Genomic DNA, 26,591 nt, shown 5'->3' with positions numbered 1-26,591 from the left:
TCAAATAATTTCGGCCCGCTACCATGGTCGAATGCCAGGTAGCGATTTAGAGCCTTTGGTCGGGTTTCATGCAGCAATAAAAAACCCCAGCCTATCGCAGGCCGGGGTTTCGAGTATTGCGCTGAGGCAGTGTTACTCGACGGCTTTGACCATGTCTTCGATAACCTTCTTGGCATCACCGAAGACCATCATGGTCTTGTCCAGGTAGAACAGTTCGTTATCCAGCCCGGCATAACCACTGGCCATCGAGCGCTTGTTGACGATGATGGTCTTGGCTTTGAACGCTTCGAGGATCGGCATGCCGGCAATCGGCGAGTTCGGGTCGTTCTTGGCGGCTGGGTTGACCACGTCGTTCGCGCCCAGCACCAGCACCACGTCGGCCTGGCCGAACTCGGAGTTGATGTCTTCCATCTCGAACACCTGGTCGTAGGGCACTTCTGCCTCGGCCAGTAGGACGTTCATATGGCCGGGCATACGGCCGGCCACCGGGTGGATCGCGTACTTCACGGTCACGCCACGATGGGTCAGCTTTTCTGTCAGCTCTTTCAGCGCATGCTGTGCGCGTGCCACTGCCAAGCCGTAGCCTGGCACGATGATCACCGTGTCGGCGTTGGTCAGCAGGAAGGTCGCGTCATCAGCCGAGCCGGATTTCACCGGGCGTGCTTCTTTAGAGCCCGCCGCAGCACCCGCATCCGGCGCATTGCCGAAACCGCCGAGCAGCACATTAAAGAAGGAGCGGTTCATCGCCTTGCACATGATGTACGACAGGATTGCGCCGCTGGAGCCCACCAGCGAGCCGGCGATGATCAGCATCGAGTTGTTCAACGAGAAACCGATCCCCGCTGCAGCCCAGCCTGAGTAGCTGTTAAGCATCGACACCACCACCGGCATGTCGGCGCCGCCGATCGGGATGATGATCAGCACACCCAGCACGAAGGCTAGGGCCAGCATCAGGGCGAAGGCGGTGAGGTTGCCGGTGAGCATAAAGGCCAGGCCGAGACCGAGGGTCAGCAGGCCGAGTACCAGGTTCAGCTTGTGCTGCCCGCCGAACTGTACCGGTGCGCCCTGGAACAGGCGGAACTTGTACTTGCCCGACAGCTTGCCGAACGCAATCACCGAACCGGAGAAGGTGATGGCACCGATGGCTGCGCCAAGGAACAGTTCCAGGCGGTTACCGGCAGGGATCGAATCGCCCAGGTGTTTGACGATGCCCAGGGATTGCGGCTCGACTACGGCGGCAATGGCGATGAACACGGCAGCCAGGCCGATCATGCTGTGCATGAAGGCGACCAGCTCCGGCATCTTGGTCATTTCTACGCGCTTGGCCATGACCGAACCGGCAGTGCCGCCGATCAGCAGGCCGACGATCACGTAGCCAATGCCTGCGGTAGCCAGCTCAGCACCGAGCTTATAGATGAGGCCCACGGTCGTGAGCACTGCCAGCGCCATGCCGAGCATGCCGAACAGGTTGCCGCGTCGCGAGGTGGTCGGGTGTGACAGGCCTTTAAGGGCCTGGATAAAGCAGATCGACGCGATCAAGTAGAGCGTCGTAACCAGATTCATGCTCATTACTTCGGCGCCTCTTCTTTTGCTTTCGGGGCTTTCTTCTTGAACATCTCAAGCATGCGGCGCGTCACCAGGAAGCCACCGAACACGTTGACCGCTGCGAGCGCCACCGCCAGGGTACCCATGGTCTTGCCCAGTGGGGTCACGGTGAGCGCAGCGGCGAGCATGGCGCCGACGATCACGATCGCCGAAATCGCGTTGGTCACCGCCATCAATGGTGTGTGCAGCGCGGGCGTTACGTTCCAGACCACGTGGTAACCGACATAAATCGCCAGCACAAAGATGATCAGGTTGTAGATACCGGGGGAGATAAGCTCTTCCATCGTCTGAATCCCTGCTTAGGCGTTTTTGCGGATGACTTGGCCGTCGCGGCACATCAGGCACGCGGCGACGATGTCGTCTTCGAGGTTGATTTCAAACTGCCCTTCTTTAGTGAAGACCAGCTTCAGGAAGTCCAGCAGGTTGCGCGCATACAAGGCTGACGCATCGGCGGCGACAGCACCGGCGAGGTTGGTCGGGCCGCAGATGATCACGCCATTTTCCACCACCACCTGATCGGCGACGGTCAGCGGGCAGTTGCCGCCTTGTGCCGCAGCGAGGTCGATCACCACGGAACCCGGCTTCATCTGCGCGACGGTTTCAGCGCTGAGCAATGTCGGCGCTTTACGGCCAGGAATCAGCGCGGTGGTGATGACGATGTCGGCCTGCTTGGCGCGTTCATGCACGGCCAGGGCCTGGCGTTGCATCCAGCTGGAGGGCATCGGGCGAGCGTACCCGCCGACGCCGACGGCGCATTCGCGCTCTTCGTCGGTTTCGTAAGGCACGTCGACGAACTTGGCGCCGAGGGATTCGATCTGCTCTTTAACGGCCGGGCGTACGTCGGACGCTTCGATAACGGCACCCAGGCGTTTCGCTGTGGCAATCGCCTGCAAGCCAGCAACACCTGCGCCGAGGATCAATACGCGGGCAGCCTTAACGGTACCGGCGGCAGTCATCAGCATCGGCATGAAGCGCGGATAGTGGTGAGCGGCGAGCAGTACCGCCTTATAGCCGGCGATGTTGGCCTGGGACGACAGCACGTCGAGGCTCTGGGCCCGCGAGGTACGTGGCGCAGCTTCCAGCGCAAAGGCAGTGATGCCCTGCTCGGCCAGCTTGCCGATGGTTTCGTTGCTGAACGGATTGAGCATGCCCACCAACACGGTGCCGCTTTTGATCAGCGTCAGTTCGCTGTCGCTGGGGGCGACCACCTTGAGAATCAGCTCGGCGCCAAACGCATCGTTGGCACTGCCAATGGTCGCGCCCGCCGTTTCATAGGCACTGTCGACGATGCTGGCTTTGATGCCTGCTCCGCTTTGTACAGTGACCTTATGGCCCTGGCCGATCAGCTTCTTGATGGTTTCCGGGGTGGCAGCCACCCGCGTTTCACCGGTCTGGGTTTCGAGAGGAACACCAATGTGCACGTCAAATCTCCTGCATGATCTTTTTGCTTTTGATCTTTTTGTAAAAAGGCCAGTGCACCGCGAGTGGCACAACTGGGGCGGCCGATCAGCACGATCCCGCTGAAATGACAGCGGGGCGCGGCATTTTGCAGGCGAACTTTACGGCCTTCAAGGGATTATGACGGGTGACGAAAAATTAACTACAAGTCACCCTGTGACTGATTGTCGCAACATGCCGAAATAACCTGTTCAAATACATGGGCTTAAAGGGCCGCAGGCGTTTTTGCAATCTTTTGTCATGGTTGGTGTGAATAGTCGGCTATTGGCTCGTAATAGTCGTTCAAAGCCATGTGAATCATGGCTTTGAGCCGAATTTTTCCTGAAAAATATAGTCTGCTTAAATGCGACATATATATACATCTGTAGGACTGTATTATTACTGACTACAAAGTCAATAATACGGCTTTGGCCTTTAAACATTGATGCTGTAGCGATGTGACTGGTCAATGAGCCAGTCCCTGAAAGCGTGAAGTGAGGCAGATTCGACTTTTCTGTCAGGAATCATCAGGTAATAAGCCTTCGTACTGCTCAGCGCTTCGGGGTTTGCAATCACCAATTGGCCCTCGTCCAGTTCGCGCTGGATAAGGAACGGGGGGATCAGTGCGATCCCCATGTCATGCATGGCTGCTTGGGACAACATCGAGAATAGCTCGTAACGGGGGCCTGTCATGTCGCGTGGGATGTTCAGGTGTTGGGCGTTGAACCATTGGCGCCACGCGTAGGGTCGTGTGGTTTGCTGCAGGAGCGGCAGTTCTGCAATCTCTTGGGCGCTGAACTGCGCACGGTCACCCAACAGCCGAGGGCTGCATACAGGTACAGGATTTTCGCCCATCAGCCGGTGGGACTCGGTACCGGACCAGTCGGCATCGCCGAAGTAGATGGCGGCGTCGAATTCGGTGTCGGCAAAGAGGAAAGGGCGTGTTCGATTCGTGAGGTTGACCGTGACCTCAGGGTGTTGGCGTTGGAAGTCCTTGAGGCGAGGTATCAACCATTGAGTGCCAAAGGTCGGGACTACGGCCAGTTCGATGGTGTTGGCGCCCTGCTGCCCCATGACGGAAAGCGTATCGCGCTCCACCGCATCCAGTTGCGTCGCCACGCGACGGCTATAGGACAGCCCTGCTTCTGTCAGTTTTACCCCGCGCCGTGAACGGCGAAACAGCTCGACACTTAAAAACTCCTCGAGACTAGCGATCTGTCGACAGATGGCGCCTTGAGTGATCGAAAGCTCCTGCGCAGCCTTGGTGAAGCTCTCGTGGCGGGCTGCCGCTTCAAAGCTCACCAACGCGGTGGTACTGGGAATTTTCCTGCGCATATACCGTGTCCTCACTTGCCAAGGCGCATATACGCCATTTTTGGCTTTTTCGAAGTGAGAAATTAGCACAACCCTATGCGGAAACCTCGTTTGCCCTACGCGATTGCCGGGCCTAGGCTGCTTCCACGACTTCCGATTTCTTCCGCGAGGACTTATTCATGGCTGGCAAGGCAAGCTTCAACTGGATCGATCCACTGCTGCTGGATCAACAGCTCACCGAAGAAGAGCGCATGGTGCGCGACAGTGCTGAGCAATTTGCCCAGGACAAGTTGGCGCCACGCGTGCTCGAAGCTTTCCGCCATGAAAAGACTGACCCTGCGATTTTCCGCGAGATGGGCGAGACCGGCCTGCTCGGCGCGATGATTCCCGAGCAGTACGGTGGCAGTGGCTTGAATTACGTCAGTTATGGGTTGATTGCGCGTGAGGTGGAGCGTGTCGACTCGGGCTATCGTTCGATGATGAGTGTGCAGTCGTCACTGGTCATGGTGCCGATCAATGAATTCGGCACCGAGGCGCAGAAGCAGAAGTACCTGCCGAAGTTGGCCTCTGGTGAATGGATCGGTTGTTTTGGTCTGACAGAGCCTAACCACGGTTCCGACCCTGGCGCGATGATCACTCGTGCCCGCAAGGTAGAGGGTGGGTACAGCCTGACGGGCGCAAAGATGTGGATCACCAATAGCCCGATCGCGGATGTGTTTGTGGTGTGGGGCAAGGACGATGCTGGCGACATCCGTGGTTTTGTCCTGGAGAAAGGCTGGAAGGGTCTGAGCGCTCCGGCGATTCACGGTAAGGTCGGGCTGCGCGCCTCCATTACTGGTGAAATCGTCATGGACAACGTGTTCGTGCCGGAAGAGAACATCTTCCCGGACGTGCGCGGCTTGAAGGGGCCTTTCACTTGCCTTAACTCTGCACGCTATGGCATCTCCTGGGGCGCGTTGGGGGCCGCCGAGTTCTGCTGGCACACCGCTCGCCAGTACACGCTTGATCGCCAACAGTTCGGCCGTCCATTGGCGGCGACTCAGTTGATCCAGAAGAAGCTGGCAGACATGCAGACCGAGATCACCCTGGCTCTGCAGGGCTGTCTGCGCCTGGGGCGCATGAAGGACGAAGGTACGGCGGCGGTTGAGATCACTTCCATCATGAAGCGTAACTCGTGCGGCAAATCCCTGGATATCGCACGCATGGCCAGGGACATGTTGGGCGGCAATGGTATTTCCGACGAGTTCGGGGTGGCGCGTCATCTGGTCAACCTCGAGGTGGTCAACACCTATGAGGGTACTCATGACGTGCACGCCTTGATTCTGGGGCGCGCGCAGACCGGTCTTCAGGCGTTCTATTAATAGGAGCACGGCATGGGCGCGCTTTCGCATCTGCGGGTGCTGGATTTATCGCGAGTACTGGCGGGCCCTTGGTCCGGGCAGATCCTTGCGGACCTTGGGGCTGAGGTGATCAAGGTCGAACGGCCGGGCAGCGGCGATGATACGCGCGCCTGGGGGCCGCCCTTCCTTAAGGATGCCTATGGTGAGAACACCAGTGAGGCGGCGTATTACCTGTCGGCCAATCGCAATAAGGAGTCGGTGACAATCGACTTCACGCGGCCTGAGGGACAGGCGCTGGTGCGTGAGCTGGCGGCCAAGTCGGACATCCTGATAGAGAACTTCAAGGTGGGTGGTCTCGCGGCTTACGGGCTGGACTATGAATCGCTCAAGGAGATCAACCCGGAGCTGATCTACTGCTCGATTACAGGGTTTGGACAGACGGGTCCCTATGCGGCGCGTGCTGGTTATGACTTCATGATTCAGGGCCTGGGCGGGCTTATGAGTCTGACTGGCCGTCCGGAGGGAGAAGACGGTGCAGGGCCGGTGAAGGTGGGGGTGGCACTGACTGACATCCTCACGGGGCTTTACTCGACCGTGGCGATATTGGCGGCACTGGCTCATCGGGATCATGATGGAGGCGGGCAACATATCGATATGGCATTGCTGGATGTACAGGTGGCATGCCTGGCCAACCAGGCGATGAATTACCTGACGACGGGTGTGCCACCAAAGCGTCTGGGTAACGCCCATCCGAATATCGTGCCTTACCAGGACTTTCCCACGGCCGATGGCGACTTCATCCTGACGGTGGGTAATGACGGGCAGTTCCGCAAGTTTGCTGAAGTGGCTGGGCAGCCACAGTGGGCAGTTGATCCGCGCTTCTCTACTAATAAGGTGCGGGTGGCCAATCGGGCGGAGCTGATTCCTCTGATACGTCAGGCTACGGTGTTCAAGACGACGGCGGAGTGGGTGTCGCAGTTGGAGCGGGTGGGTGTGCCTTGTGGGCCGATCAATGATCTGGCGCAGGTGTTTGCCGATCCTCAGGTGAAGGCGCGTGGGCTGGCGATGGCGCTGCCTCATTCGTTGGCAGGGATGGTGCCTCAGGTTGCCAGCCCGATAAGGTTGTCCAAGACGCCGGTGGAGTACCGTAGTGCGCCTCCTCTGCTGGGAGAGCATACGGCCAAGGTGCTTCAGGAAGTATTGGGGTTGGGGGTGGCGAATGTGGTCGCATTGAAGGCTGCGGGCGTCATCTGAATCCTGTCTTCTATATAGAGGGCGTTAACGGCACTTTATTGGTGGTTTTTTAATCAACGCTAACTAATTGATAGAAAAGCAAAATTAAGGGTTGACGGCAGATTCTGGAAGTCTATAATTCGCCCCACTTCCGGCGCAGTCGAAACGGAAAACTCCTTGGTAAACAAAGAGTTACGCAGAATTCGACAGCGACTTGCTTCAGTTCATCGAAGCCCAGAAGGAGTTGGTAGAGCAGTGTTGTCTGGCTCTATTAACGTTTCGATCCTCTCGGTCGAAAGCGGAGAAAAAGAGGTGTTGACAGCAGCGTGTAACGTTGTAGAATTCGCCTCCCGCTAACGAGAGATCGGAAGCGCAAGTGGTTGAAGTTGTTGAAGAAATCTTCGAAAACTTCTGAAAATAATCACTTGACAGCAAATGAGGCTGCTGTAGAATGCGCGCCTCGGTTGAGACGAAAGATCTTAACCAACCGCTCTTTAACAACTGAATCAAGCAATTCGTGTGGGTGCTTGTGGAGTCAGACTGATAGTCAACAAGATTATCAGCATCACAAGTTACTCCGCGAGAAATCAAAGATGTAACCAACGATTGCTGAGCCAAGTTTAGGGTTTCTTAAAAACCCAAAGATGTTTGAACTGAAGAGTTTGATCATGGCTCAGATTGAACGCTGGCGGCAGGCCTAACACATGCAAGTCGAGCGGTAGAGAGAAGCTTGCTTCTCTTGAGAGCGGCGGACGGGTGAGTAATGCCTAGGAATCTGCCTGGTAGTGGGGGATAACGTTCGGAAACGAACGCTAATACCGCATACGTCCTACGGGAGAAAGCAGGGGACCTTCGGGCCTTGCGCTATCAGATGAGCCTAGGTCGGATTAGCTAGTTGGTGAGGTAATGGCTCACCAAGGCGACGATCCGTAACTGGTCTGAGAGGATGATCAGTCACACTGGAACTGAGACACGGTCCAGACTCCTACGGGAGGCAGCAGTGGGGAATATTGGACAATGGGCGAAAGCCTGATCCAGCCATGCCGCGTGTGTGAAGAAGGTCTTCGGATTGTAAAGCACTTTAAGTTGGGAGGAAGGGCAGTTACCTAATACGTGATTGTTTTGACGTTACCGACAGAATAAGCACCGGCTAACTCTGTGCCAGCAGCCGCGGTAATACAGAGGGTGCAAGCGTTAATCGGAATTACTGGGCGTAAAGCGCGCGTAGGTGGTTTGTTAAGTTGGATGTGAAATCCCCGGGCTCAACCTGGGAACTGCATTCAAAACTGACTGACTAGAGTATGGTAGAGGGTGGTGGAATTTCCTGTGTAGCGGTGAAATGCGTAGATATAGGAAGGAACACCAGTGGCGAAGGCGACCACCTGGACTAATACTGACACTGAGGTGCGAAAGCGTGGGGAGCAAACAGGATTAGATACCCTGGTAGTCCACGCCGTAAACGATGTCAACTAGCCGTTGGAAGCCTTGAGCTTTTAGTGGCGCAGCTAACGCATTAAGTTGACCGCCTGGGGAGTACGGCCGCAAGGTTAAAACTCAAATGAATTGACGGGGGCCCGCACAAGCGGTGGAGCATGTGGTTTAATTCGAAGCAACGCGAAGAACCTTACCAGGCCTTGACATCCAATGAACTTTCTAGAGATAGATTGGTGCCTTCGGGAACATTGAGACAGGTGCTGCATGGCTGTCGTCAGCTCGTGTCGTGAGATGTTGGGTTAAGTCCCGTAACGAGCGCAACCCTTGTCCTTAGTTACCAGCACGTAATGGTGGGCACTCTAAGGAGACTGCCGGTGACAAACCGGAGGAAGGTGGGGATGACGTCAAGTCATCATGGCCCTTACGGCCTGGGCTACACACGTGCTACAATGGTCGGTACAGAGGGTTGCCAAGCCGCGAGGTGGAGCTAATCCCATAAAACCGATCGTAGTCCGGATCGCAGTCTGCAACTCGACTGCGTGAAGTCGGAATCGCTAGTAATCGCGAATCAGAATGTCGCGGTGAATACGTTCCCGGGCCTTGTACACACCGCCCGTCACACCATGGGAGTGGGTTGCACCAGAAGTAGCTAGTCTAACCTTCGGGAGGACGGTTACCACGGTGTGATTCATGACTGGGGTGAAGTCGTAACAAGGTAGCCGTAGGGGAACCTGCGGCTGGATCACCTCCTTAATCGACGACATCAGCTGCTCCATAAGTTCCCACACGAATTGCTTGATTCATTGAAGAAGACGATAAGAAGCAGCCCGAAATTGGGTCTGTAGCTCAGTTGGTTAGAGCGCACCCCTGATAAGGGTGAGGTCGGCAGTTCGAATCTGCCCAGACCCACCAATTTTGTGTGGGAAACGCCTGTAGAAATACGGGGCCATAGCTCAGCTGGGAGAGCGCCTGCCTTGCACGCAGGAGGTCAACGGTTCGATCCCGTTTGGCTCCACCACTACTGCTTCTGAAAGTTTTGAAAGCTTAGAAATGAGCATTCCATCAAGGTGATGGTGAATGTTGATTTCTAGTCTTTGATTAGATCGTTCTTTAAAAATTTGGGTATGTGATAGAAAGATAGACTGAACGTTACTTTCACTGGTAACGGATCAGGCTAAGGTAAAATTTGTGAGTTCTCTTAGTTGAGAAATTCGAATTTTCGGCGAATGTCGTCTTCACAGTATAACCAGATTGCTTGGGGTTATATGGTCAAGTGAAGAAGCGCATACGGTGGATGCCTTGGCAGTCAGAGGCGATGAAAGACGTGGTAGCCTGCGAAAAGCTTCGGGGAGTCGGCAAACAGACTTTGATCCGGAGATGTCTGAATGGGGGAACCCAGCCATCATAAGATGGTTATCTTGTACTGAATACATAGGTGCAAGAGGCGAACCAGGGGAACTGAAACATCTAAGTACCCTGAGGAAAAGAAATCAACCGAGATTCCCTTAGTAGTGGCGAGCGAACGGGGACTAGCCCTTAAGTGGCTTTGAGATTAGCGGAACGCTCTGGAAAGTGCGGCCATAGTGGGTGATAGCCCTGTACGCGAAAATCTCTTAGTCATGAAATCGAGTAGGACGGAGCACGAGAAACTTTGTCTGAATATGGGGGGACCATCCTCCAAGGCTAAATACTACTGACTGACCGATAGTGAACTAGTACCGTGAGGGAAAGGCGAAAAGAACCCCGGAGAGGGGAGTGAAATAGATCCTGAAACCGTATGCGTACAAGCAGTGGGAGCAGACTTTGTTCTGTGACTGCGTACCTTTTGTATAATGGGTCAGCGACTTATTTTCAGTGGCGAGCTTAACCGAATAGGGGAGGCGTAGCGAAAGCGAGTCTTAATAGGGCGTCTAGTCGCTGGGAATAGACCCGAAACCGGGCGATCTATCCATGGGCAGGTTGAAGGTTGGGTAACACTAACTGGAGGACCGAACCGACTACCGTTGAAAAGTTAGCGGATGACCTGTGGATCGGAGTGAAAGGCTAATCAAGCTCGGAGATAGCTGGTTCTCCTCGAAAGCTATTTAGGTAGCGCCTCATGTATCACTGTAGGGGGTAGAGCACTGTTTCGGCTAGGGGGTCATCCCGACTTACCAAACCGATGCAAACTCCGAATACCTACAAGTGCCGAGCATGGGAGACACACGGCGGGTGCTAACGTCCGTCGTGAAAAGGGAAACAACCCAGACCGTCAGCTAAGGTCCCAAAGTTATGGTTAAGTGGGAAACGATGTGGGAAGGCTTAGACAGCTAGGAGGTTGGCTTAGAAGCAGCCACCCTTTAAAGAAAGCGTAATAGCTCACTAGTCGAGTCGGCCTGCGCGGAAGATGTAACGGGGCTCAAACCATACACCGAAGCTACGGGTATCACGTAAGTGATGCGGTAGAGGAGCGTTCTGTAAGCCTGTGAAGGTGAGTTGAGAAGCTTGCTGGAGGTATCAGAAGTGCGAATGCTGACATGAGTAACGACAATGGGTGTGAAAAACACCCACGCCGAAAGACCAAGGTTTCCTGCGCAACGTTAATCGACGCAGGGTTAGTCGGTCCCTAAGGCGAGGCTGAAAAGCGTAGTCGATGGAAAACAGGTTAATATTCCTGTACTTCTGGTTATTGCGATGGAGGGACGGAGAAGGCTAGGCCAGCTTGGCGTTGGTTGTCCAAGTTTAAGGTGGTAGGCTGAGATCTTAGGTAAATCCGGGATCTTAAGGCCGAGAGCTGATGACGAGTTACCTTTTAGGTAACGAAGTGGTTGATGCCATGCTTCCAAGAAAAGCTTCTAAGCTTCAGGTAACCAGGAACCGTACCCCAAACCGACACAGGTGGTTGGGTAGAGAATACCAAGGCGCTTGAGAGAACTCGGGTGAAGGAACTAGGCAAAATGGCACCGTAACTTCGGGAGAAGGTGCGCCGGTGAGGGTGAAGGACTTGCTCCGTAAGCTCATGCCGGTCGAAGATACCAGGCCGCTGCGACTGTTTATTAAAAACACAGCACTCTGCAAACACGAAAGTGGACGTATAGGGTGTGACGCCTGCCCGGTGCCGGAAGGTTAATTGATGGGGTTAGCTAACGCGAAGCTCTTGATCGAAGCCCCGGTAAACGGCGGCCGTAACTATAACGGTCCTAAGGTAGCGAAATTCCTTGTCGGGTAAGTTCCGACCTGCACGAATGGCGTAACGATGGCGGCGCTGTCTCCACCCGAGACTCAGTGAAATTGAAATCGCTGTGAAGATGCAGTGTATCCGCGGCTAGACGGAAAGACCCCGTGAACCTTTACTATAGCTTTGCACTGGACTTTGAATTTGCTTGTGTAGGATAGGTGGGAGGCTTTGAAGCGTGGACGCCAGTTCGCGTGGAGCCATCCTTGAAATACCACCCTGGCAACTTTGAGGTTCTAACTCAGGTCCGTTATCCGGATCGAGGACAGTGTATGGTGGGTAGTTTGACTGGGGCGGTCTCCTCCTAAAGAGTAACGGAGGAGTACGAAGGTGCGCTCAGACCGGTCGGAAATCGGTCGTAGAGTATAAAGGCAAAAGCGCGCTTGACTGCGAGACAGACACGTCGAGCAGGTACGAAAGTAGGTCTTAGTGATCCGGTGGTTCTGTATGGAAGGGCCATCGCTCAACGGATAAAAGGTACTCCGGGGATAACAGGCTGATACCGCCCAAGAGTTCATATCGACGGCGGTGTTTGGCACCTCGATGTCGGCTCATCACATCCTGGGGCTGAAGCCGGTCCCAAGGGTATGGCTGTTCGCCATTTAAAGTGGTACGCGAGCTGGGTTTAGAACGTCGTGAGACAGTTCGGTCCCTATCTGCCGTGGACGTTTGAGATTTGAGAGGGGCTGCTCCTAGTACGAGAGGACCGGAGTGGACGAACCTCTGGTGTTCCGGTTGTCACGCCAGTGGCATTGCCGGGTAGCTATGTTCGGAATAGATAACCGCTGAAAGCATCTAAGCGGGAAACTAGCCTCAAGATGAGATCTCACTGGAACCTTGAGTTCCCTGAAGGGCCGTCGAAGACTACGACGTTGATAGGTTGGGTGTGTAAGCGCTGTGAGGCGTTGAGCTAACCAATACTAATTGCCCGTGAGGCTTGACCATATAACACCCAAGCAATTTGACTACTCTAACGAGCATCAGATTGCGGTGTGTGAAGACGAAATGAACCGAAAGTTCGATGTTCACAAAACACCGAAAGCTGTCACATACCCAATTTGCTGAAGCGAGGCCAAGGCCACGACTCAGTACCCGAATTTCTTGACGACCATAGAGCATTGGAACCACCTGATCCCATCCCGAACTCAGTAGTGAAACGATGCATCGCCGATGGTAGTGTGGGGTTTCCCCATGTGAGAGTAGGTCATCGTCAAGATTAAATTCCAGAACCCCTGATTGCTTATGCAGTCAGGGGTTTTGTTTATGTAGAAGTCCATGAATTTCATCGGCACGTTGCTAACCCAACGGTCCGGTACACAGAATTTCTTGACGACCATAGAGCATTGGAACCACCTGATCCCATCCCGAACTCAGCAGTGAAACGATGCATCGCCGATGGTAGTGTGGGGTTTCCCCATGTGAGAGTAGGTCATCGTCAAGATTTAATTCCGAAACCCCTGTCTGCTAACGCAGACAGGGGTTTTGTCGTTTGGGGCCATAAGTCACCACAATTTGTCGTTTCCTCACACATGCCTACCGCTGGTCAGTTTCCTGCTTAAAAATCAGAAACATCCCACAATTTTCTAAGCTTTGCCGCGGCTTGGCCGAAAGCCTGACGAGCCATGCGTGCACCGAAATAGAGCGGCCCCAGAAGCTGCCTATACCGTTACATGGAATTTTTCACCCGGCACGCTCACCCCCCTTTGGCAAAAGAAGTCGATGAAATGAATCTCAAGTTCAGTCATAAAATTCTGTTGGCCGCGTCAGGCGTCGTGGTTCTGGCCTTCGCGTTATTCACCCTCTACAACGACTACCTGCAGCGCAGCACGATCAAGCAGAACCTGGAGTCGTCCATCCAGCAATCCGGTGAACTCACTGCCAGCAGTGTGCAGAACTGGCTTAGTGGCCGAATATTGGTACTCGAGAGCCTTACGCAAAACGTTGCTCACCAAGGCAGTGGTGCCGACCTTCCTGGCCTGGTCGATCAGCCAGCGTTCACTGATAACTTCCAGTTCACCTATGTTGGCCAAACCAATGGTGTGTTTACCCAACGTCCTGACGCAAAAATGCCCGATGGCTACGACCCCCGTCAGCGTCCCTGGTACAAACAGGCAGTAGCAGCAGATAAACCCATGCTTACCCCACCCTATATGGCAGCGGTGGGTGGGCAGATCGTGACCATCGCCATGCCGGTGAAAAAGAACGGCGAGTTGCTCGGTGTGGTCGGCGGTGACCTGAGCCTGCAGACCTTGGTGAAGATCATTAACTCGGTGGATTTTGGCGGCATTGGCCATGCGTTCCTGGTCAGTGGCGACGGGCAAGTCATCGTCAGTCCCGATCAGGACCAGGTGATGAAAAACCTCAAGGACATCTACCCCGGCACTCAAGTGCGCATTGAGAAGGTCAGTCAGGACGTCGTTCTCAATGGCCAGGACCGAATCTTGTCATTCACCCCTATCAGCGGCTTGCCAGGCGCGGATTGGTATATCGGCCTGTCGATTGATAAAGACAAAGCCTACGCACCGCTGGGCAAATTCCGGACATCTGCGTTGATTGCCATGTTGATCGCCGTGGTTGCGATTGCCGTGCTCCTGAGCTTGCTGATTCAAGTCTTGCTGCGACCCCTGACCACTATGGGCGTGGCGATGCAGGATATCGCCCAGGGCGAGGGTGACCTGACCCGTCGTCTGGCGGTCACCAGCAAGGACGAATTTGGCGAAGTCGGCAGTGCGTTCAATCAGTTCGTAGAGCGCATCCATGCGTCGATTTCGGAAGTGTCCTCGGCTACGCGCCAGGTGCATGACTTGTCCCAGCGTGTGATGGCTTCGTCCAATGCGTCTATCGTCGGTTCCGACGAGCAAAGCGCGCGCACTAACAGCGTCGCCGCAGCGATCAATGAACTGGGTGCCGCCACCCAGGAAATCGCGCGCAACGCCGCCGATGCGTCACAACACGCCAGTGGTGCCAGCGAGCAGGCCGACGATGGCCGCAAAGTGGTCGAGCAGACCATCCTTGCCATGTCGGAGTTGTCGCAGAAGATCAGCTTGTCCTGCACCCAGATTGAAACCCTGAACGCCAGCACCGACAACATCGGTCACATCCTTGATGTGATCAAAGGCATCTCCCAGCAAACCAACTTGCTGGCGCTTAACGCTGCCATCGAGGCGGCCCGAGCCGGTGAGGCCGGGCGAGGCTTTGCGGTGGTCGCCGACGAGGTACGTAACCTCGCTCACCGCACCCAGGAGTCAGCCGAGGAGATCCACAAAATGATCACTTCGCTGCAAGTGGGCTCGCGTGAAGCGGTGACTACCATGAATGCCAGCCAGGCCTCCAGCGAGGAAAGCGTAGAGGTCGCGAACCAGGCCGGTGAGCGCCTGGTCAGCGTGACCCAGCGAATCGTTGAGATCGACGGCATGAACCAGTCCGTCGCCGCAGCCACTGAAGAGCAGACGGCCGTGGTGGAAACCCTCAATGTGGACATCAACCAGATCAACTTGCTGAACCAGCAGGGCGTGGCCAATCTCAATGAAACCCTGAAGGATTGCGATGCCCTGTCGCAGCAGGCCAATCGTTTGAAGCAGTTGGTCGATAGCTTCAAGATCTGACCCGCTGATTCATTGGCAGGGGCGCATCGCGTCGCTCCTGCCGCTTAGCTGAGTATTCGGCGGACATTGTCCAGGGCGCTGTTGGCGAAGTCTTGCACAAACTGTTCGAACCCTGTGTTCGCCGTCTCTGTGGGCTCTGCAATAATTGTCCACATCACCTTGGAGCGCTCCGCTTCAAGTGCTTCCACTTGGATCGCCGCCCATAGTCTGGCCACACCCAGGGTGTTGTAGATCGTGGTCCAGGTCATGTGCATAGCCTGTTCATTCCGGCTATTGAGTTGCTCCACTACACAATTGCCATCGCGGAAGAATTTTGTCCGCAAGGCGCCCACGCCTGAGCCCATCATTTCGATATGGCTCAAGTCCGGAATGAACATATCGAAGCCGGCAAATCGCCCCACCATGTCCCACAGGCGAGAGGCGGAACAGTTGACCACAACAGAAGCCACTATCGGTAGACCACTCGGGTTGCGGATTAACGTATCGGGTTGCAGCAGTTTCATGAGGTTGTCCTGGGGTGTTCAAAGAAAGCCGATGGCCTTGAGGTAATTGCAGCCTTTGCTCAACAGTGCCGTGTCCTTTGCGGGGTAGTGTTCACCCATCTGCTGGACACCTAGTCGCGCGTTGTCGTAACGAATCATTGAAGTGTCCCCGATGTCTTCGTCGAGGCGGTCGAGGTAAAAACCGAGCACGCCAAACAGTGCGTTGTCCTGGCTTACCGTTCGCAGCGCCTGCTGCCATTGCGCGATGCCCACTCGCTTGAAGCGATGGCCCGCCCGACTGAACGCATCCAGGTAGTGCGCCCAGCTCAACGGTTGTGGGTTATGCAGGTTGAACACACTTCGGCTGGCGTGAAAGCGGGTGCTGTGGAATGCAACGAAGCGCGCCAGAAAGTCCACCGGCATCAGGTCGAAGTTCAGCGCCAAACGGGGCAGCAGGCCCAGTTGCAGTGACCCCTTGAGCATCAGCATCAGGCGATTTTTTTGCGGCTGGCACGCACCGTTCTGGCTGTTGAAGCTGATATTGCCGGGACGATGGATATTCACCCAGGCACCACGCGCCACCGCATGCCCCAATTGCCGCTCCGCAACCCATTTGGATAGGTTGTAGCCATTCTTGATGTACAGCGGCAGCGTGGTAGAGGCGGGTGATTCGAGGACATAGCCCTGCGAGTCGACACTGCTCGAGGCTGACAGTGTCGAGATAAAGTTGAAGACTTTCTTGCGGTGGGTTTCACACAAGCGCAGGCATTCGCGTATGGGGTCAACGTTGTCCCGCGTCAGTGATGCATAGTCCATCACGTGATTGACCCGCGCCGCGTTGTGGACCAGCACGCCGAAGTCTCTGGCGAGAGACTCATACACAACGTCAGCCAGGCCCAATCGAGGTTGGCTGATATCGGCCGTATATACCTTCACTCGGCTCAGGTCCACATGCTCCAGGCGGTATTCATGTAGCGCCTGGATGAGTCGTGACATTGGCGACCGCCCCGGCTCCTCCCGTACCAGGCACGCCACCTCGGTTGCACCAGCGGCCAGTAACGCTTCGACGATATGGACACCCACAAAGCTGTTGGCTCCGGTCACGATCACTTTGTGCGGATCACCTGCACGGTCCTCAGGCAACGTGTCGAGCACCCACTCCGATTGAGCATCACGGGCCGCGCGGCCAGATCCTGCATCGGGTCGTTCACCGTTCTCCACCAGCGTTGCGAGCGTACGAATCGTCGGCACTTCAATAAAGTGACTCAACACAAAGCTACGGCCGAACTGCTCGCGTACGCGCAGCAGCAAGGTCGATAGCAAAATCGAATGCCCGCCGAGATCAAAGAAGCTCTGGTCAATAGATAGATTACCTGCGGGCACCGCCAGCAACTCGCTCCACAAGCGGGACAACCGAAGGTGAAGCGGAGTTTTTGCGGTACTGCCGACAGCTTGCAACGCAGACCGGACCGGTAGTGCCAGCAATGCCTGCCGGTCGACTTTTCCATTGACGGAGCACGGCAGGTAGGGCAAGACCTCCCAGAAGCCCGGCTGCATGTAGTCTGGCAGCCATTGCCGTGCATGGTGCTTCAGGGCGGCCACGCTCGCGTGTGGTTCAGGCTGGGCGACGTAGCCGCGGATCCTGCTGTCCCGGTCGATTACTACCGCCACCTGGCGATACAGCCGACTATCGCGCAGACACTGCTCAATCTCCTGCGGCTCGACCCGAAAACCGCGAATTTTCACTTGGTCATCGCGCCGCCCACCCAGCACGATCCCGTCGGCGGTCCACCGTGCCAGGTCGCCACTGCGGTAGGCCCGCAGTGGCGGAGCTCCTGGTATTGCCAGTTCCACGAAAGGACTGGCACGCGGCTGCGACGTGCCCACATACCCCAGGCTGACTCCGGGGCCGACAATGTACACCTCGCCCATTACCTCTTCATCCACCGGTTGCAGAGCGTCATCGAGGATCAGCACCTGGCTGTTGGCGATGGGGTAGCCGAGGTTGCGGTTGCAGTCACCGGGGTGCAGTGTCCGCTGGGTGATCAGCACCGTGGTCTCCGTAGGGCCGTAGAGGTTGTGAAACCGGCACTGCCCGGCCAGGCGTTCGATGACATGGGGTTCGCACACATCGCCGCCGGTCAGCAGGTGCGTCAGGCCCAATGGTTGATCAAGCGGCAGAATGCTCAGCAGCGCAGGCGGCAAAAAGGCATGGGTGACGTGCTGCTGGTGGAGCAAACCCAGCAGTTGTTCAGGGGCTCGCCGTTGCTCGGCACTGGGGACGATCAATTCGGCACCCGCTATCAGGGCAGGGAAAATATCGATCAGCGATGAATCGAAGCTCAACGACGAAAACTGCAGGACTCGGCTCTGGTCATCCAGGTTCATAAAGGAGCTGAACCAGGCCGTGAAATGCGCCAGGTTTGCCTGGCTGAGCAGCACGCCCCTGGGTTGGCCTGTGGAGCCCGACGTAAAGAGCGTCATGCAGGGCGCATCAGGGTGGGGGCGAGCTGGCATCAACGCAAGCGTGAGGTCGACATGCCGAAGGTCAGGACGGGTGACATCCAGCGCAGTGAAGTGCGCTCGCAAAGGATGTTGGCCGGCGTCCAGCAACACACGCGCCCCGGCGGTCTCGAGCATGACTTGATGGCGTTGTGGCGGGTGGTCCGGGCCCAGCGGCAGATACACCGCCCCACAGCCCAGCACCGCAAGGATACTGGCGTACAACTCGATGGATTTTTCCAGGCACACGCCAACCACGGGCGGGGGCTGCGTATTGCCCAGCAAGGGGGGTAACTGTTGCTGGATCGTGAGGGCCTGGACGTGCAGCTCGCGGTAAGTCACTACGCTACCGGCGATCCTCAGCGCCGGTCGATCCGCAAACCTATGGAGGCTCGCCTGCACCCTTTCGATCACGGGCACTTGGGCTTCGCGCATTACCGCGGGATCTTCGGTACGGTTGAATCGATGGACAAATGCCAGCGCATCAAGCGCGTCCAACCCGTGCTCTGGCCAGTCATTGGCAACGGCACTCTCGGAGAAATACCCAGGGTCCCGCGAGAAACGACTGACGTGCAGCGCGACCCATTCCACCAATGCGTGGCTCACTTGCTGGCGTAACCGTTGCCCGTTGCCCGTGGGCTCTTCGGCGATGTCCAGGGCTCCCGACAAGCGCCGGTTGGCCCCATAGGCGCGCAGCTGCAGCGGGGGTAGTCCGCAGTCGGATACCGGGCCAACGCCCAGGCGCAGGCTCAACGCAGAGATTGGGTCTGCCGGGTCCCGCAGCGGCTGACATCCGTCATCTATCCACAGGTCGACGCCTTCATCGCTCGAGACATGCCCATGCTGTTCCAGCTCCCGTCTGATGGCGTCCAAGGCGCTGCTGGCACCGGAAAATCCGATTGTCAGGCGCTTCATGTCGCTTCCCCGGGCATCGGCAAATAGTCTTTCAACGCGTGCACCACACTCGGCGTCTGCAGCAAACCGCTGTGTTGCAGGAAGCCAAGGATATTGCTCAACAGCGGGTGCCGGCGAGTGATCGGGAAGGTGAGCGCGGCGATTTCATTGCGCAACGCGTTGCGCAGGCTGGCGTCGATATCGAGGTGTTCGATCAAGTGAAGGTCAAAGTCTTTTTGCAGATCGTTCGTCAGATACTGAGCCAGGAACGCCGGCAGTACCTTGGCAATACTGTCGCGATCGTCCGCGTTCGCGGCTTGCCAATACAGGTGTACAAGTCGCGTCCAGAATTGCGCGTGGCGGCCTTCATCAAACAGGTGGTCGGCCATCAAGCCACGGATGGAGGCTTTGACACTGCTGTCCTTGGAGAATGCCGCTACATCATGGGTCACCGTGTTTTCGGCGATGGCCACCGCAATCAGTTCTACTGCATCGTGCAGATGGGCTGGCGCCTGGGCTTGTGCTGTCGGCAGTGCGCGGCTCAATTCGATTTGCCTGGGCAGCTCCAACGGCTGTATGCCGGTCATGGCCACGGTTTGCTGCAGGAAATCCAGTGCGACCAGCGCGTGGTAGTCCTCGTCCACGACGACGGTCATCGCATCAACGCGGCAGGCCAGCGGGAAGGGGATCGAGAAGCGGTTCTTGGCAATGCTGCGCGCAGTCTTGTCGACGATCTCGGTCTCGAATATCACCACGTCGTTGATGAACTTGTAGAAGCTCTGCACCAGCACGAAATCGCGCCACTGCGGGCAGTGTTCGAGAAAGGTCGCGCTGAGTACCAAGGGCTGGCGGCACAGTGGGTAAATCAGCTTGTCATCGTTTTCCAGTAAGCGGCGAGGACGTGTACGGATGGTTGCACGGCGCTCCCAGTCGTCGGCAATGGATGCGTAGTCGCCGGTGTTCATGGACGCACCTCTTGCAACGAGGCCTGAACCTCATCCCAGAGCGCGATACGGCCTTCCATGGCGGCAAGGGCTGCGTCGTGGGCCTGTTGCGCGTGCGCCGGGTCAGCGCTGACGAGGCGTTCGAGCAGCTGCTCGGCGGCCGGCCCATGGTCCTGGGTGTCCATCTCGATGTGACGCTTGAGGTAAGCGCGCAAGGTAGGCGCCTGGCGATGGATGAGTTCATTGGATTGCAGGATGCGCTGGAACATTGCCGGGATGACGTGCTCGCGTCCGTGCAGGAAGGTTGCAGCCACACAGTGGGTCGGTGCATTCAGCGCGAGGTTCAAGGTGTCGCTGACGAAGCGAACCACGCCAGGAAGAACCTCGACTTCCTGTAAGGCAGCGTGTGCTTCCAGGCCTTGGCGTTGCAGTGTAATAAAGTGGTTAATAGACGCGGTGTTGGCACCCACTTCTGCCATCGCCTCCAAGTACAGTTCGAAGTGGCTGCAATAACCTTTCGCGGGATGTTCGTCTGACTCCTCGCCTAATACGATCTCGTTGATCAGACGTGCGGCCTGCGGGTCTGGCGGTGGCAGCCAAGGCAGGCGCGTACAGGTCAAATCCTGTTGCAGGCGTTTGGCGAGGGTCATGAAGTCCCAGACTGCAAATACATGGCTTTCCATGAAAAGTTGTAACTTTCGTACGGAAGTTGTTTCTGAAAATAACGAATGACTGCATAACTGCAGTTTTGCTGTTTCAAGTAACGGTTGATGCATGGTTGATGCCTATGAGTTGTTGCGTCTGCTGTGTAAGCAGCGATGAATTTTTTGTGGTTGGCAAGGGCTCAGCTGTTGTTAAAAGGCTGCTGGCGTGCGGGATCGCTGAATGTGAAGGATGTCGGGGCTGTTAATAAAATATAATAAGCGGGTTAAACAAGTTGGCGAACATACAAATATGTTAGAAGTTTATTCTAAATAATATTGATGTAAGTTGGATTCTTTGTTGTAAGTGGGAAGTTTCCTTGGGGCGACGCGCTAACCGTGAGTCAGGACGCCCCGCCACCGGAAAGGTCGGGGCAGGAGAGCCGTGTGCCTTATTGCGTATCTTTGTTGCCTTGGGCGTCCAGGCCACTGAGGTACGCCGTGATCACTTCCATGCCCCGCATCAAGTGATTGCGCAGTGTCAGGATGCTTTCCTGGGTTTTCTTCTTGGCCACCAGGTTCAGCAGTTCGCGGTGGTCTTCCTGGGACGTCTCGCCCAGCCCCATGGCCTCAAGGTTGTAACGCAGGAAACGCTCCTCTTCGTTCAACCCGTGCTCCACCAATTTGAGTAGCCGCTGGTTCGGGGCCCTGCCATATAAGGCCATGTGAAACAGTCGATTGAGGCGGCCCATTTCGGCGTAGTCTTTTTCCTGCTCAAGAGCACAGATGATTGCGTCCGCCTCGGCAATATCGGCCTCGGTGAGTAAAGGAATCGACAAGCGCAGCGCTTCAGACTCCAGCAGCATTCGCAGTTCATAGGTTTCGGCCGAGTTATCCTCGATCAAGGGTGCAACCACGGCGCCTTTGTGCGTTACCACATGCAGCAGTGATTGGGCTTCCAACTGGCGCAAGGCTTCCCGCACCGGCATGCGGCTGACTCCGAACAGGCTGGCCAGTTCCTGTTGGCGCATAGCGGTACCGCAGGGCAATCGACCATCCAGGATGGCGTTGCGCAAGGTTTCTTCAATCACGGAACGAGCAAGATGCGCGGGAATAGGACCGCTTATCTTGATGCTGTTCAAAGGGTTCGGCTTCTGCGTCACGGTTACGCTATCCTCCTTTTTCTAATTGGGTGGCTAATTGGATCCAATGCACACTAGAGACTGCCCATAAGCTTGTCAAACGAGCACGGTTTCGGCTTGTAAGCGGCTCAACATCATGCTCCCAGCGCCCACAGCCGGTATTTATGGCGTCTTACGCAACCAGGTTCATTGAGCCTGCTTCAGCAGTTACCAATGGCAACAGCAGCAGCTATGGACTCAACACTTTACCGTTGCAGTTTATTCCCCAAGTGCCAGGAGGTATGAGTTCTCATGGCACTTTCCCGTATATAGATATTCATTATCAGTATTTAAACTGAGGTTCTTATATCTATAAAGTCGCTCTCCTGACTGACCGGGAGTGACCTCATGTCCGCCACCTCTACTGTTCCAACAGCGACCGCCACCGCCCAAACCTTCGAGATTCTGCCTTTTTCCGGCAGCGTCGGTGCCCAGATCATTGGCCTGGACTTGTCGCGCCCGGTCAGCGAGCAGGATTTTGCGCGCATTCACCGTGCGCACCTGGACCATCACGTTGTGGTGTTCCGTGACCAGCGGATCACCCCCGAACAGCAGATCGCCTTCAGTCGCCGTTTTGGTGTGCTGCAGATCCACGTGCTCAAACAGTTCCTGCTGGCCAACCACCCGGAAATCCTGATCGTCTCCAACATCATTGAAAACGGCCAATCCATCGGCCTGGGAGACGCAGGCAAATTCTGGCATTCGGATCTGTCTTACAAAGAGCTGCCCAGCCTGGGCTCAATGTTGCACGCCCAAGAACTGCCGTCTGAAGGCGGCGATACCCTGTTCGCCGACATGCACAAAGCCTGGGACCAGTTGCCCGAGCACCTGCGTAAAGCTGTCGAGGGCCGCAGTGCCGCGCATTCCTACACCGCGCGTTACAGCGAAACCAAATTCGAAGGCAACTGGCGCCCCACGCTGACCCCTGAGCAGCTTGCCCAAGTCGCGGAAGTCGTGCACCCCATTGTGCGCACCCACCCGGAAAACGGCCGCAAGGCACTCTTCGTCAGTGAAGGGTTCACCACCCGCATCGTCGGCCTGCCGGAAGACGAGAGCCGCGACCTGCTGGCCCAGCTCTACGCCCACAGCGTGTTGCCACACAACATCTACCGTCACCAATGGCAGCCCCACGACCTGGTGTTCTGGGACAACCGCTCGCTGATCCACCTGGCTGCCGGCTGCCCGAGCCACCTGCGCCGTAAGCTGTTTCGCACCACCATCCAGGGCGATGCGCCTTTCTGATCCCCATTTGCGCCAAGTGAGATGAAATGAACATGCCCCTGCAAGGCCACGCGGCCAGCACTCTGAACACGGCGCAGCCGCTGCTGGCGGTGGATAACGTCAGCCTGGAATACCGCACGCCCGAGCGGGTGGTGCGGGCCACCCACCAAGTGAGTTTCGAGATCGACCCGGCTGACCGCTACGTGCTGCTCGGCCCTTCGGGCTGTGGCAAATCCACCTTGCTCAAGTCTATCGCCGGGTTTATCAAACCCTGCGAAGGCGAGATCCGCCTGTTGGGGCAAAAGGTCGAGCAACCCGGCCCGGATCGCATCGTGGTGTTCCAGGAATTCGACCAGTTGCCGCCGTGGAAAACCGTCAAGCAGAACGTGATGTTCCCGCTGCTGGCCTCGAAAACCTTGAAGCGCGGCGAAGCCGAAGAACGCGCGCTGCACTACCTCGACAAAGTCGGCCTCAGCGCCTTTGCCGATGCCTATCCACACACCCTTTCCGGCGGCATGAAAGCCCGCGTCGCCATCGCCCGTGCCCTGGCCATGCAGCCGAAAATCCTGTTGATGGACGAGCCCTTCGCCGCCCTCGACGCCCTGACTCGACGCAAGATGCAGGAAGAGTTGCTGCTGCTCTGGGAAGAGGTGCGCTTCACCCTGTTGTTCGTCACGCACTCCATTGAAGAAGCGCTGGTAGTGGGCAATCGCATCCTGTTGCTGTCGCCTCATCCCGGGCGTGTACGTGCGGAGGTCCACAGCCATCAATACGACCTGCACAGCCTCGGGGGCGTGGCGTTCCAGGCATCGGCGCGGCGCATTCATCGTTTGCTGTTCGATGAAGCGCCCCAGGTTGGACGTGAGTTGGGTTTCGCCGATATCCGCATCGCTTACTGAAGGGTCAACCCAATGCGCCAGGAATTTGAAATCTCCCTAGAACCGCTGCTCAGTGTCCCCGTGGAACGCGAGTTGCCCTTGCGTCAACGCCTCTGGCAACAAGGCTGGCTGCGCAAAGGCCTGATCCTGATTGTGCTCGCGGTCCTCTGGGAAGCCGTTGCGCGCTACCAGGACAACGACCTGCTGTTGCCGAGTTTCTTGCAGACCTTTCACGCGCTGTACGACGGCCTGCTCAGTGGTGAATTGCTCAGCAAAGTCAGCATCTCGCTGGCCGTGCTGATCAAAGGCTACTTGATCGGTATCGTGCTGGCGTTCGCCCTGACCACCCTGGCGGTGTCGACCCAACTGGGCCGCGATTTGCTCAGTACGCTGACTTCAATGTTCAACCCGCTGCCTGCCATCGCGTTGTTACCGCTGGCGCTACTGTGGTTTGGCCTGGGGCAGAACAGCCTGATCTTCGTGCTGGTGCATTCGGTGCTGTGGGCGCTGGCGCTCAATACCTATTCGGGGTTCCTCGGCGTGTCCGAAACCCTGCGCATGGCCGGTCGCAACTATGGCCTCAAGGGCATGCGTTTTGTGCTGTTCATCCTGATCCCGGCGGCGCTGCCGTCGATCCTCGCGGGCCTCAAGATCGGCTGGGCGTTCGCCTGGCGCACCTTGATCGCCGCCGAGTTGGTATTTGGTGCCACCAGCGGCAAGGGCGGCTTGGGTTGGTACATCTTCCAGAACCGCAACGAGCTGTACACCGACAAGGTATTCGCCGGGCTGGCGGTGGTAATCCTGATCGGGCTGCTGGTTGAAAACCTGGTGTTTGATACGTTCGAGCGTCTGACGGTCAAGCGCTGGGGTATGCAGCGTTGATCCCACGAGGCCATAAGAATCGTCGCTTTTAAATAGGAATGGTTGCTCTTTGCCCTGTCTGGCTTCGATAATCCCGTCCGAATTCGGCGCCGCGATGGCGTCGAACCGTTCTGGTAAAGGGATTTACGACGATGCGTTTTCTTGTCTTGGCAGCGGCTGTGTTGTTATCGACCTCGGTGTTGGCGGAGTTCGTACCCGAAGCAGTGTCCATGCCCAAGCCGCAATACCCGGCGTTCCTGACGTCCCTTCCGGGACATGCGCGCATCAGCTTGAACATCCACAGTGATGGTTCGGTCAGCGATGTAAAAGCGCTCAGCGCCACCAAGCCTGAGTTCGGCGCAGCCGCCGTGGCGGCGGCCCAACAATGGCGTTTCAAACCCTGGGCGGTGAATGCAGACCAGCCAGCGGTGATCGACGCGCAGAACGAAATGATCTTCACGCCTGAAGAGGTCAGGGCAACGAGTACTCAGCTGTCCTTTATGGAAACGACCTATCAGTCCTGCAGCGCGTTGAACGAAGAAGTCAGTCAGTTCCGCCGTAATCATCCTTCCCGTCCGCTCATCCAGATGAAGAGTTTTGCCATCACCCGTGTCGCTGTGATGTTCCCGGCTTTGAGCGGTAAAAGCGCCTACGACGAAGGCCTGACCCGGGCCGACGAACTGGAAAGCGCGCTGCCGGACATCGTGCGCAAGTGCCAGGCGCACCCTAAATCCACCTTCGCAAAATACCTGCCCGTCAAACTGAGGCGCTATCTGTAAAGCCTGCTACGATTGCGCTCACTTCACGCCCCGCTGTTCACGAGTTCCTGGCATGCAACTACCGGACATGAACCTGCTGGTCGCTCTCGACGCCCTGCTCGATGAGGGCAGCGTAGTGGGCGCCGCGCGCCGCATGAACCTCAGCCCGGCGGCCATGAGCCGCACGCTCACGCGTATCCGCGAAGCGGTGGGCGACCCGATCCTGGTGCGCGCCGGCCGGGGTCTGGTGCCCACACCCAAGGCCCTGGAGTTGCAAGGCCAGGTGCGCAACGTGGTGGAGCAGGCGGCGCTGCTGTTCCGCTCGGCGGACCAGGTGGACCTGAGCACCCTGCGTCGCCGCTTCAGCGTGCGCGCCAATGACTTTTTCATCGGTGTGTATGGCGGGCGCCTGTTCGACACCATGGAGCGCATGGCCCCCTTTTGCGAGCTGTGCTTCGTGCCCGAAGGCAATACCGACGACGAGGCCCTGCGCGAAGGGCGCCTGGACCTGCGGGTGAGCAACACCATGCCCGCCAGCCCCGAAGTGAAAGTGCAGAACCTGTTTTCCACTACCTTCGTCGGCCTGGCGCGGGAAGATCACCCGCTGTTCGACGAAGAAATCACCGCTGCACGTTTCGCCAGCTATTCCCATATCAGCATCTCGCGGCGCGGCATTGCGCGGGGGCCGATCGACACCGCGCTGAATGCCCAGGGCCTGGAACGCCGTGTGGCGATGATCGCCCCCGGCTTTCACGGTGCGATGTTCATGCTGCCCGATTCCGACTTGCTGTTGCCGGTGCCGAAGGAAGCGCTGTTGAGCGCCACCCGCCTGAAACTGCCACTGCGTGCCTTCGCCTTGCCGATCTCGTTGCCGACGCTGGTATTGGCCCAGTCCTGGCACCCGCGCTTCGACAAGGACCCTGCCCACAAATGGCTGCGCGAAACCATGCGCGAAAGTTGTCACGCCACGTGGCTCGAAGCGCAGCCCGTCTGATAGTTGCGTTTGGCGCACTTATACCCTTCCAACAAGTAACTTTTTGTCATGTG

17 protein-coding genes, 2 tRNA genes and 4 rRNA genes are annotated in these 26,591 nt (G+C 56.9%); 14 read left to right on the top strand and 9 right to left on the bottom strand.

All coding sequences use genetic code 11. From position 1 onward, the window contains the following. Positions 1-132 precede the first annotated feature (132 nt). The 4 genes from NL123_RS30160 to NL123_RS30145 all read right to left on the bottom strand — a co-directional run bounded on the left by NL123_RS30160 (position 133) and on the right by NL123_RS30145 (position 4,377). Positions 133-1,569, bottom strand: a complete 1,437-nt coding sequence (locus tag NL123_RS30160) for an NAD(P)(+) transhydrogenase (Re/Si-specific) subunit beta (RefSeq protein ID WP_248485588.1) — start codon at positions 1,567-1,569, stop codon at positions 133-135. Next, positions 1,569-1,889 carry an NAD(P) transhydrogenase subunit alpha part 2 gene (locus NL123_RS30155; RefSeq protein ID WP_003220416.1) on the bottom strand — a complete coding sequence of 107 codons (321 nt, stop codon included), beginning with the start codon at positions 1,887-1,889 and terminating at the stop codon, positions 1,569-1,571. Before NL123_RS30155 ends, NL123_RS30160 begins: the two co-directional genes overlap by 1 nt. A gap of 15 nt (positions 1,890-1,904) precedes the next feature. Continuing rightward, positions 1,905-3,026 carry a Re/Si-specific NAD(P)(+) transhydrogenase subunit alpha gene (locus NL123_RS30150; RefSeq protein ID WP_248485589.1) on the bottom strand — a complete coding sequence of 374 codons (1,122 nt, stop codon included), beginning with the start codon at positions 3,024-3,026 and terminating at the stop codon, positions 1,905-1,907. A gap of 451 nt (positions 3,027-3,477) precedes the next feature. Then, the gene (locus NL123_RS30145) at positions 3,478-4,377 is read right to left on the bottom strand and encodes a LysR family transcriptional regulator (RefSeq protein WP_248485590.1); all 900 of its coding nucleotides are present in this window, start codon (positions 4,375-4,377) and stop codon (positions 3,478-3,480) included. 158 nt (positions 4,378-4,535) lie between these two features. Here NL123_RS30145 and NL123_RS30140 point away from each other — a divergent pair, with 158 nt between their 5' ends. From NL123_RS30140 to NL123_RS30100, 9 genes are all read left to right on the top strand, one after another. Continuing rightward, positions 4,536-5,717, top strand: a complete 1,182-nt coding sequence (locus NL123_RS30140) for an acyl-CoA dehydrogenase (protein ID WP_010207882.1) — start codon at positions 4,536-4,538, stop codon at positions 5,715-5,717. Positions 5,718-5,729: 12 nt separating this feature from the next. Beyond that, positions 5,730-6,950, top strand: coding sequence for a CaiB/BaiF CoA transferase family protein (locus NL123_RS30135; RefSeq protein ID WP_248485591.1), 1,221 nt, complete (start codon positions 5,730-5,732; stop codon positions 6,948-6,950). Between the two features lie 629 nt (positions 6,951-7,579). Beyond that, positions 7,580-9,116: ribosomal RNA gene (locus tag NL123_RS30130) — 16S ribosomal RNA — on the top strand. Between the two features lie 82 nt (positions 9,117-9,198). After that, positions 9,199-9,275 (top strand) — tRNA-Ile (locus tag NL123_RS30125). A 30-nt stretch (positions 9,276-9,305) separates the two neighbouring features. Continuing rightward, positions 9,306-9,381 (top strand) — tRNA-Ala (locus NL123_RS30120). A 249-nt stretch (positions 9,382-9,630) separates the two neighbouring features. Beyond that, positions 9,631-12,522: ribosomal RNA gene (locus NL123_RS30115) — 23S ribosomal RNA — on the top strand. Positions 12,523-12,677: 155 nt separating this feature from the next. Beyond that, a 5S ribosomal RNA gene (rrf, locus tag NL123_RS30110) occupies positions 12,678-12,793 on the top strand. A 109-nt stretch (positions 12,794-12,902) separates the two neighbouring features. Next, positions 12,903-13,018 (top strand): 5S ribosomal RNA (gene rrf / locus NL123_RS30105). The 16S, 23S and 5S rRNA genes sit together here with 2 tRNA genes alongside, the layout of an rRNA operon. A gap of 283 nt (positions 13,019-13,301) precedes the next feature. Beyond that, a complete protein-coding gene (locus tag NL123_RS30100; RefSeq protein WP_071489588.1) occupies positions 13,302-15,182 on the top strand; it encodes a methyl-accepting chemotaxis protein in 1,881 nt (626 codons plus the stop codon). A gap of 44 nt (positions 15,183-15,226) precedes the next feature. Here the strand turns inward: NL123_RS30100 and NL123_RS30095 are convergent, their stop codons facing one another. The 5 genes from NL123_RS30095 to NL123_RS30075 form a co-directional block, all read right to left on the bottom strand. Further along, complete coding sequence (locus NL123_RS30095; RefSeq protein ID WP_494356943.1) at positions 15,227-15,685, bottom strand: SRPBCC family protein; 459 nt, start codon at positions 15,683-15,685, stop codon at positions 15,227-15,229. An 18-nt stretch (positions 15,686-15,703) separates the two neighbouring features. After that, positions 15,704-19,081, bottom strand: coding sequence for an amino acid adenylation domain-containing protein (locus NL123_RS30090; RefSeq protein WP_248485593.1), 3,378 nt, complete (start codon positions 19,079-19,081; stop codon positions 15,704-15,706). Beyond that, positions 19,078-20,025: a diiron oxygenase gene (locus tag NL123_RS30085; RefSeq protein ID WP_494356942.1), complete on the bottom strand. Its 948-nt coding sequence runs from the start codon at positions 20,023-20,025 to the stop codon at positions 19,078-19,080. Before NL123_RS30085 ends, NL123_RS30090 begins: the two co-directional genes overlap by 4 nt. Beyond that, positions 20,022-20,780 carry a DUF3050 domain-containing protein gene (locus NL123_RS30080; RefSeq protein ID WP_248485595.1) on the bottom strand — a complete coding sequence of 253 codons (759 nt, stop codon included), beginning with the start codon at positions 20,778-20,780 and terminating at the stop codon, positions 20,022-20,024. The genes NL123_RS30085 and NL123_RS30080 overlap by 4 nt, the downstream gene beginning before the upstream one ends. 317 nt (positions 20,781-21,097) lie before the next feature. Continuing rightward, positions 21,098-21,808, bottom strand: coding sequence for a GntR family transcriptional regulator (locus NL123_RS30075; RefSeq protein WP_494356941.1), 711 nt, complete (start codon positions 21,806-21,808; stop codon positions 21,098-21,100). A gap of 366 nt (positions 21,809-22,174) precedes the next feature. Here NL123_RS30075 and NL123_RS30070 point away from each other — a divergent pair, with 366 nt between their 5' ends. From NL123_RS30070 to NL123_RS30050, 5 genes are all read left to right on the top strand, one after another. Beyond that, positions 22,175-23,068, top strand: a complete 894-nt coding sequence (locus NL123_RS30070; protein ID WP_494356940.1) for a TauD/TfdA dioxygenase family protein — start codon at positions 22,175-22,177, stop codon at positions 23,066-23,068. 26 nt (positions 23,069-23,094) lie between these two features. Then, entirely contained in the window at positions 23,095-23,946 is an 852-nt protein-coding gene (locus NL123_RS30065) for an ABC transporter ATP-binding protein (protein WP_248485598.1), read from the top strand. A gap of 12 nt (positions 23,947-23,958) precedes the next feature. Further along, positions 23,959-24,807: an ABC transporter permease gene (locus NL123_RS30060; protein WP_248485599.1), complete on the top strand. Its 849-nt coding sequence runs from the start codon at positions 23,959-23,961 to the stop codon at positions 24,805-24,807. A 131-nt stretch (positions 24,808-24,938) separates the two neighbouring features. Continuing rightward, positions 24,939-25,565 carry a TonB family protein gene (locus NL123_RS30055; RefSeq protein WP_494356939.1) on the top strand — a complete coding sequence of 209 codons (627 nt, stop codon included), beginning with the start codon at positions 24,939-24,941 and terminating at the stop codon, positions 25,563-25,565. Between the two features lie 52 nt (positions 25,566-25,617). Continuing rightward, entirely contained in the window at positions 25,618-26,538 is a 921-nt protein-coding gene (locus NL123_RS30050) for a LysR family transcriptional regulator (RefSeq protein WP_248485601.1), read from the top strand. Positions 26,539-26,591: the final 53 nt, after the last annotated feature.

The organism is Pseudomonas sp. FBCC-B1565, assembly GCF_059133265.1.
This window is presented reverse-complemented; position numbering and strand designations above follow the sequence as displayed.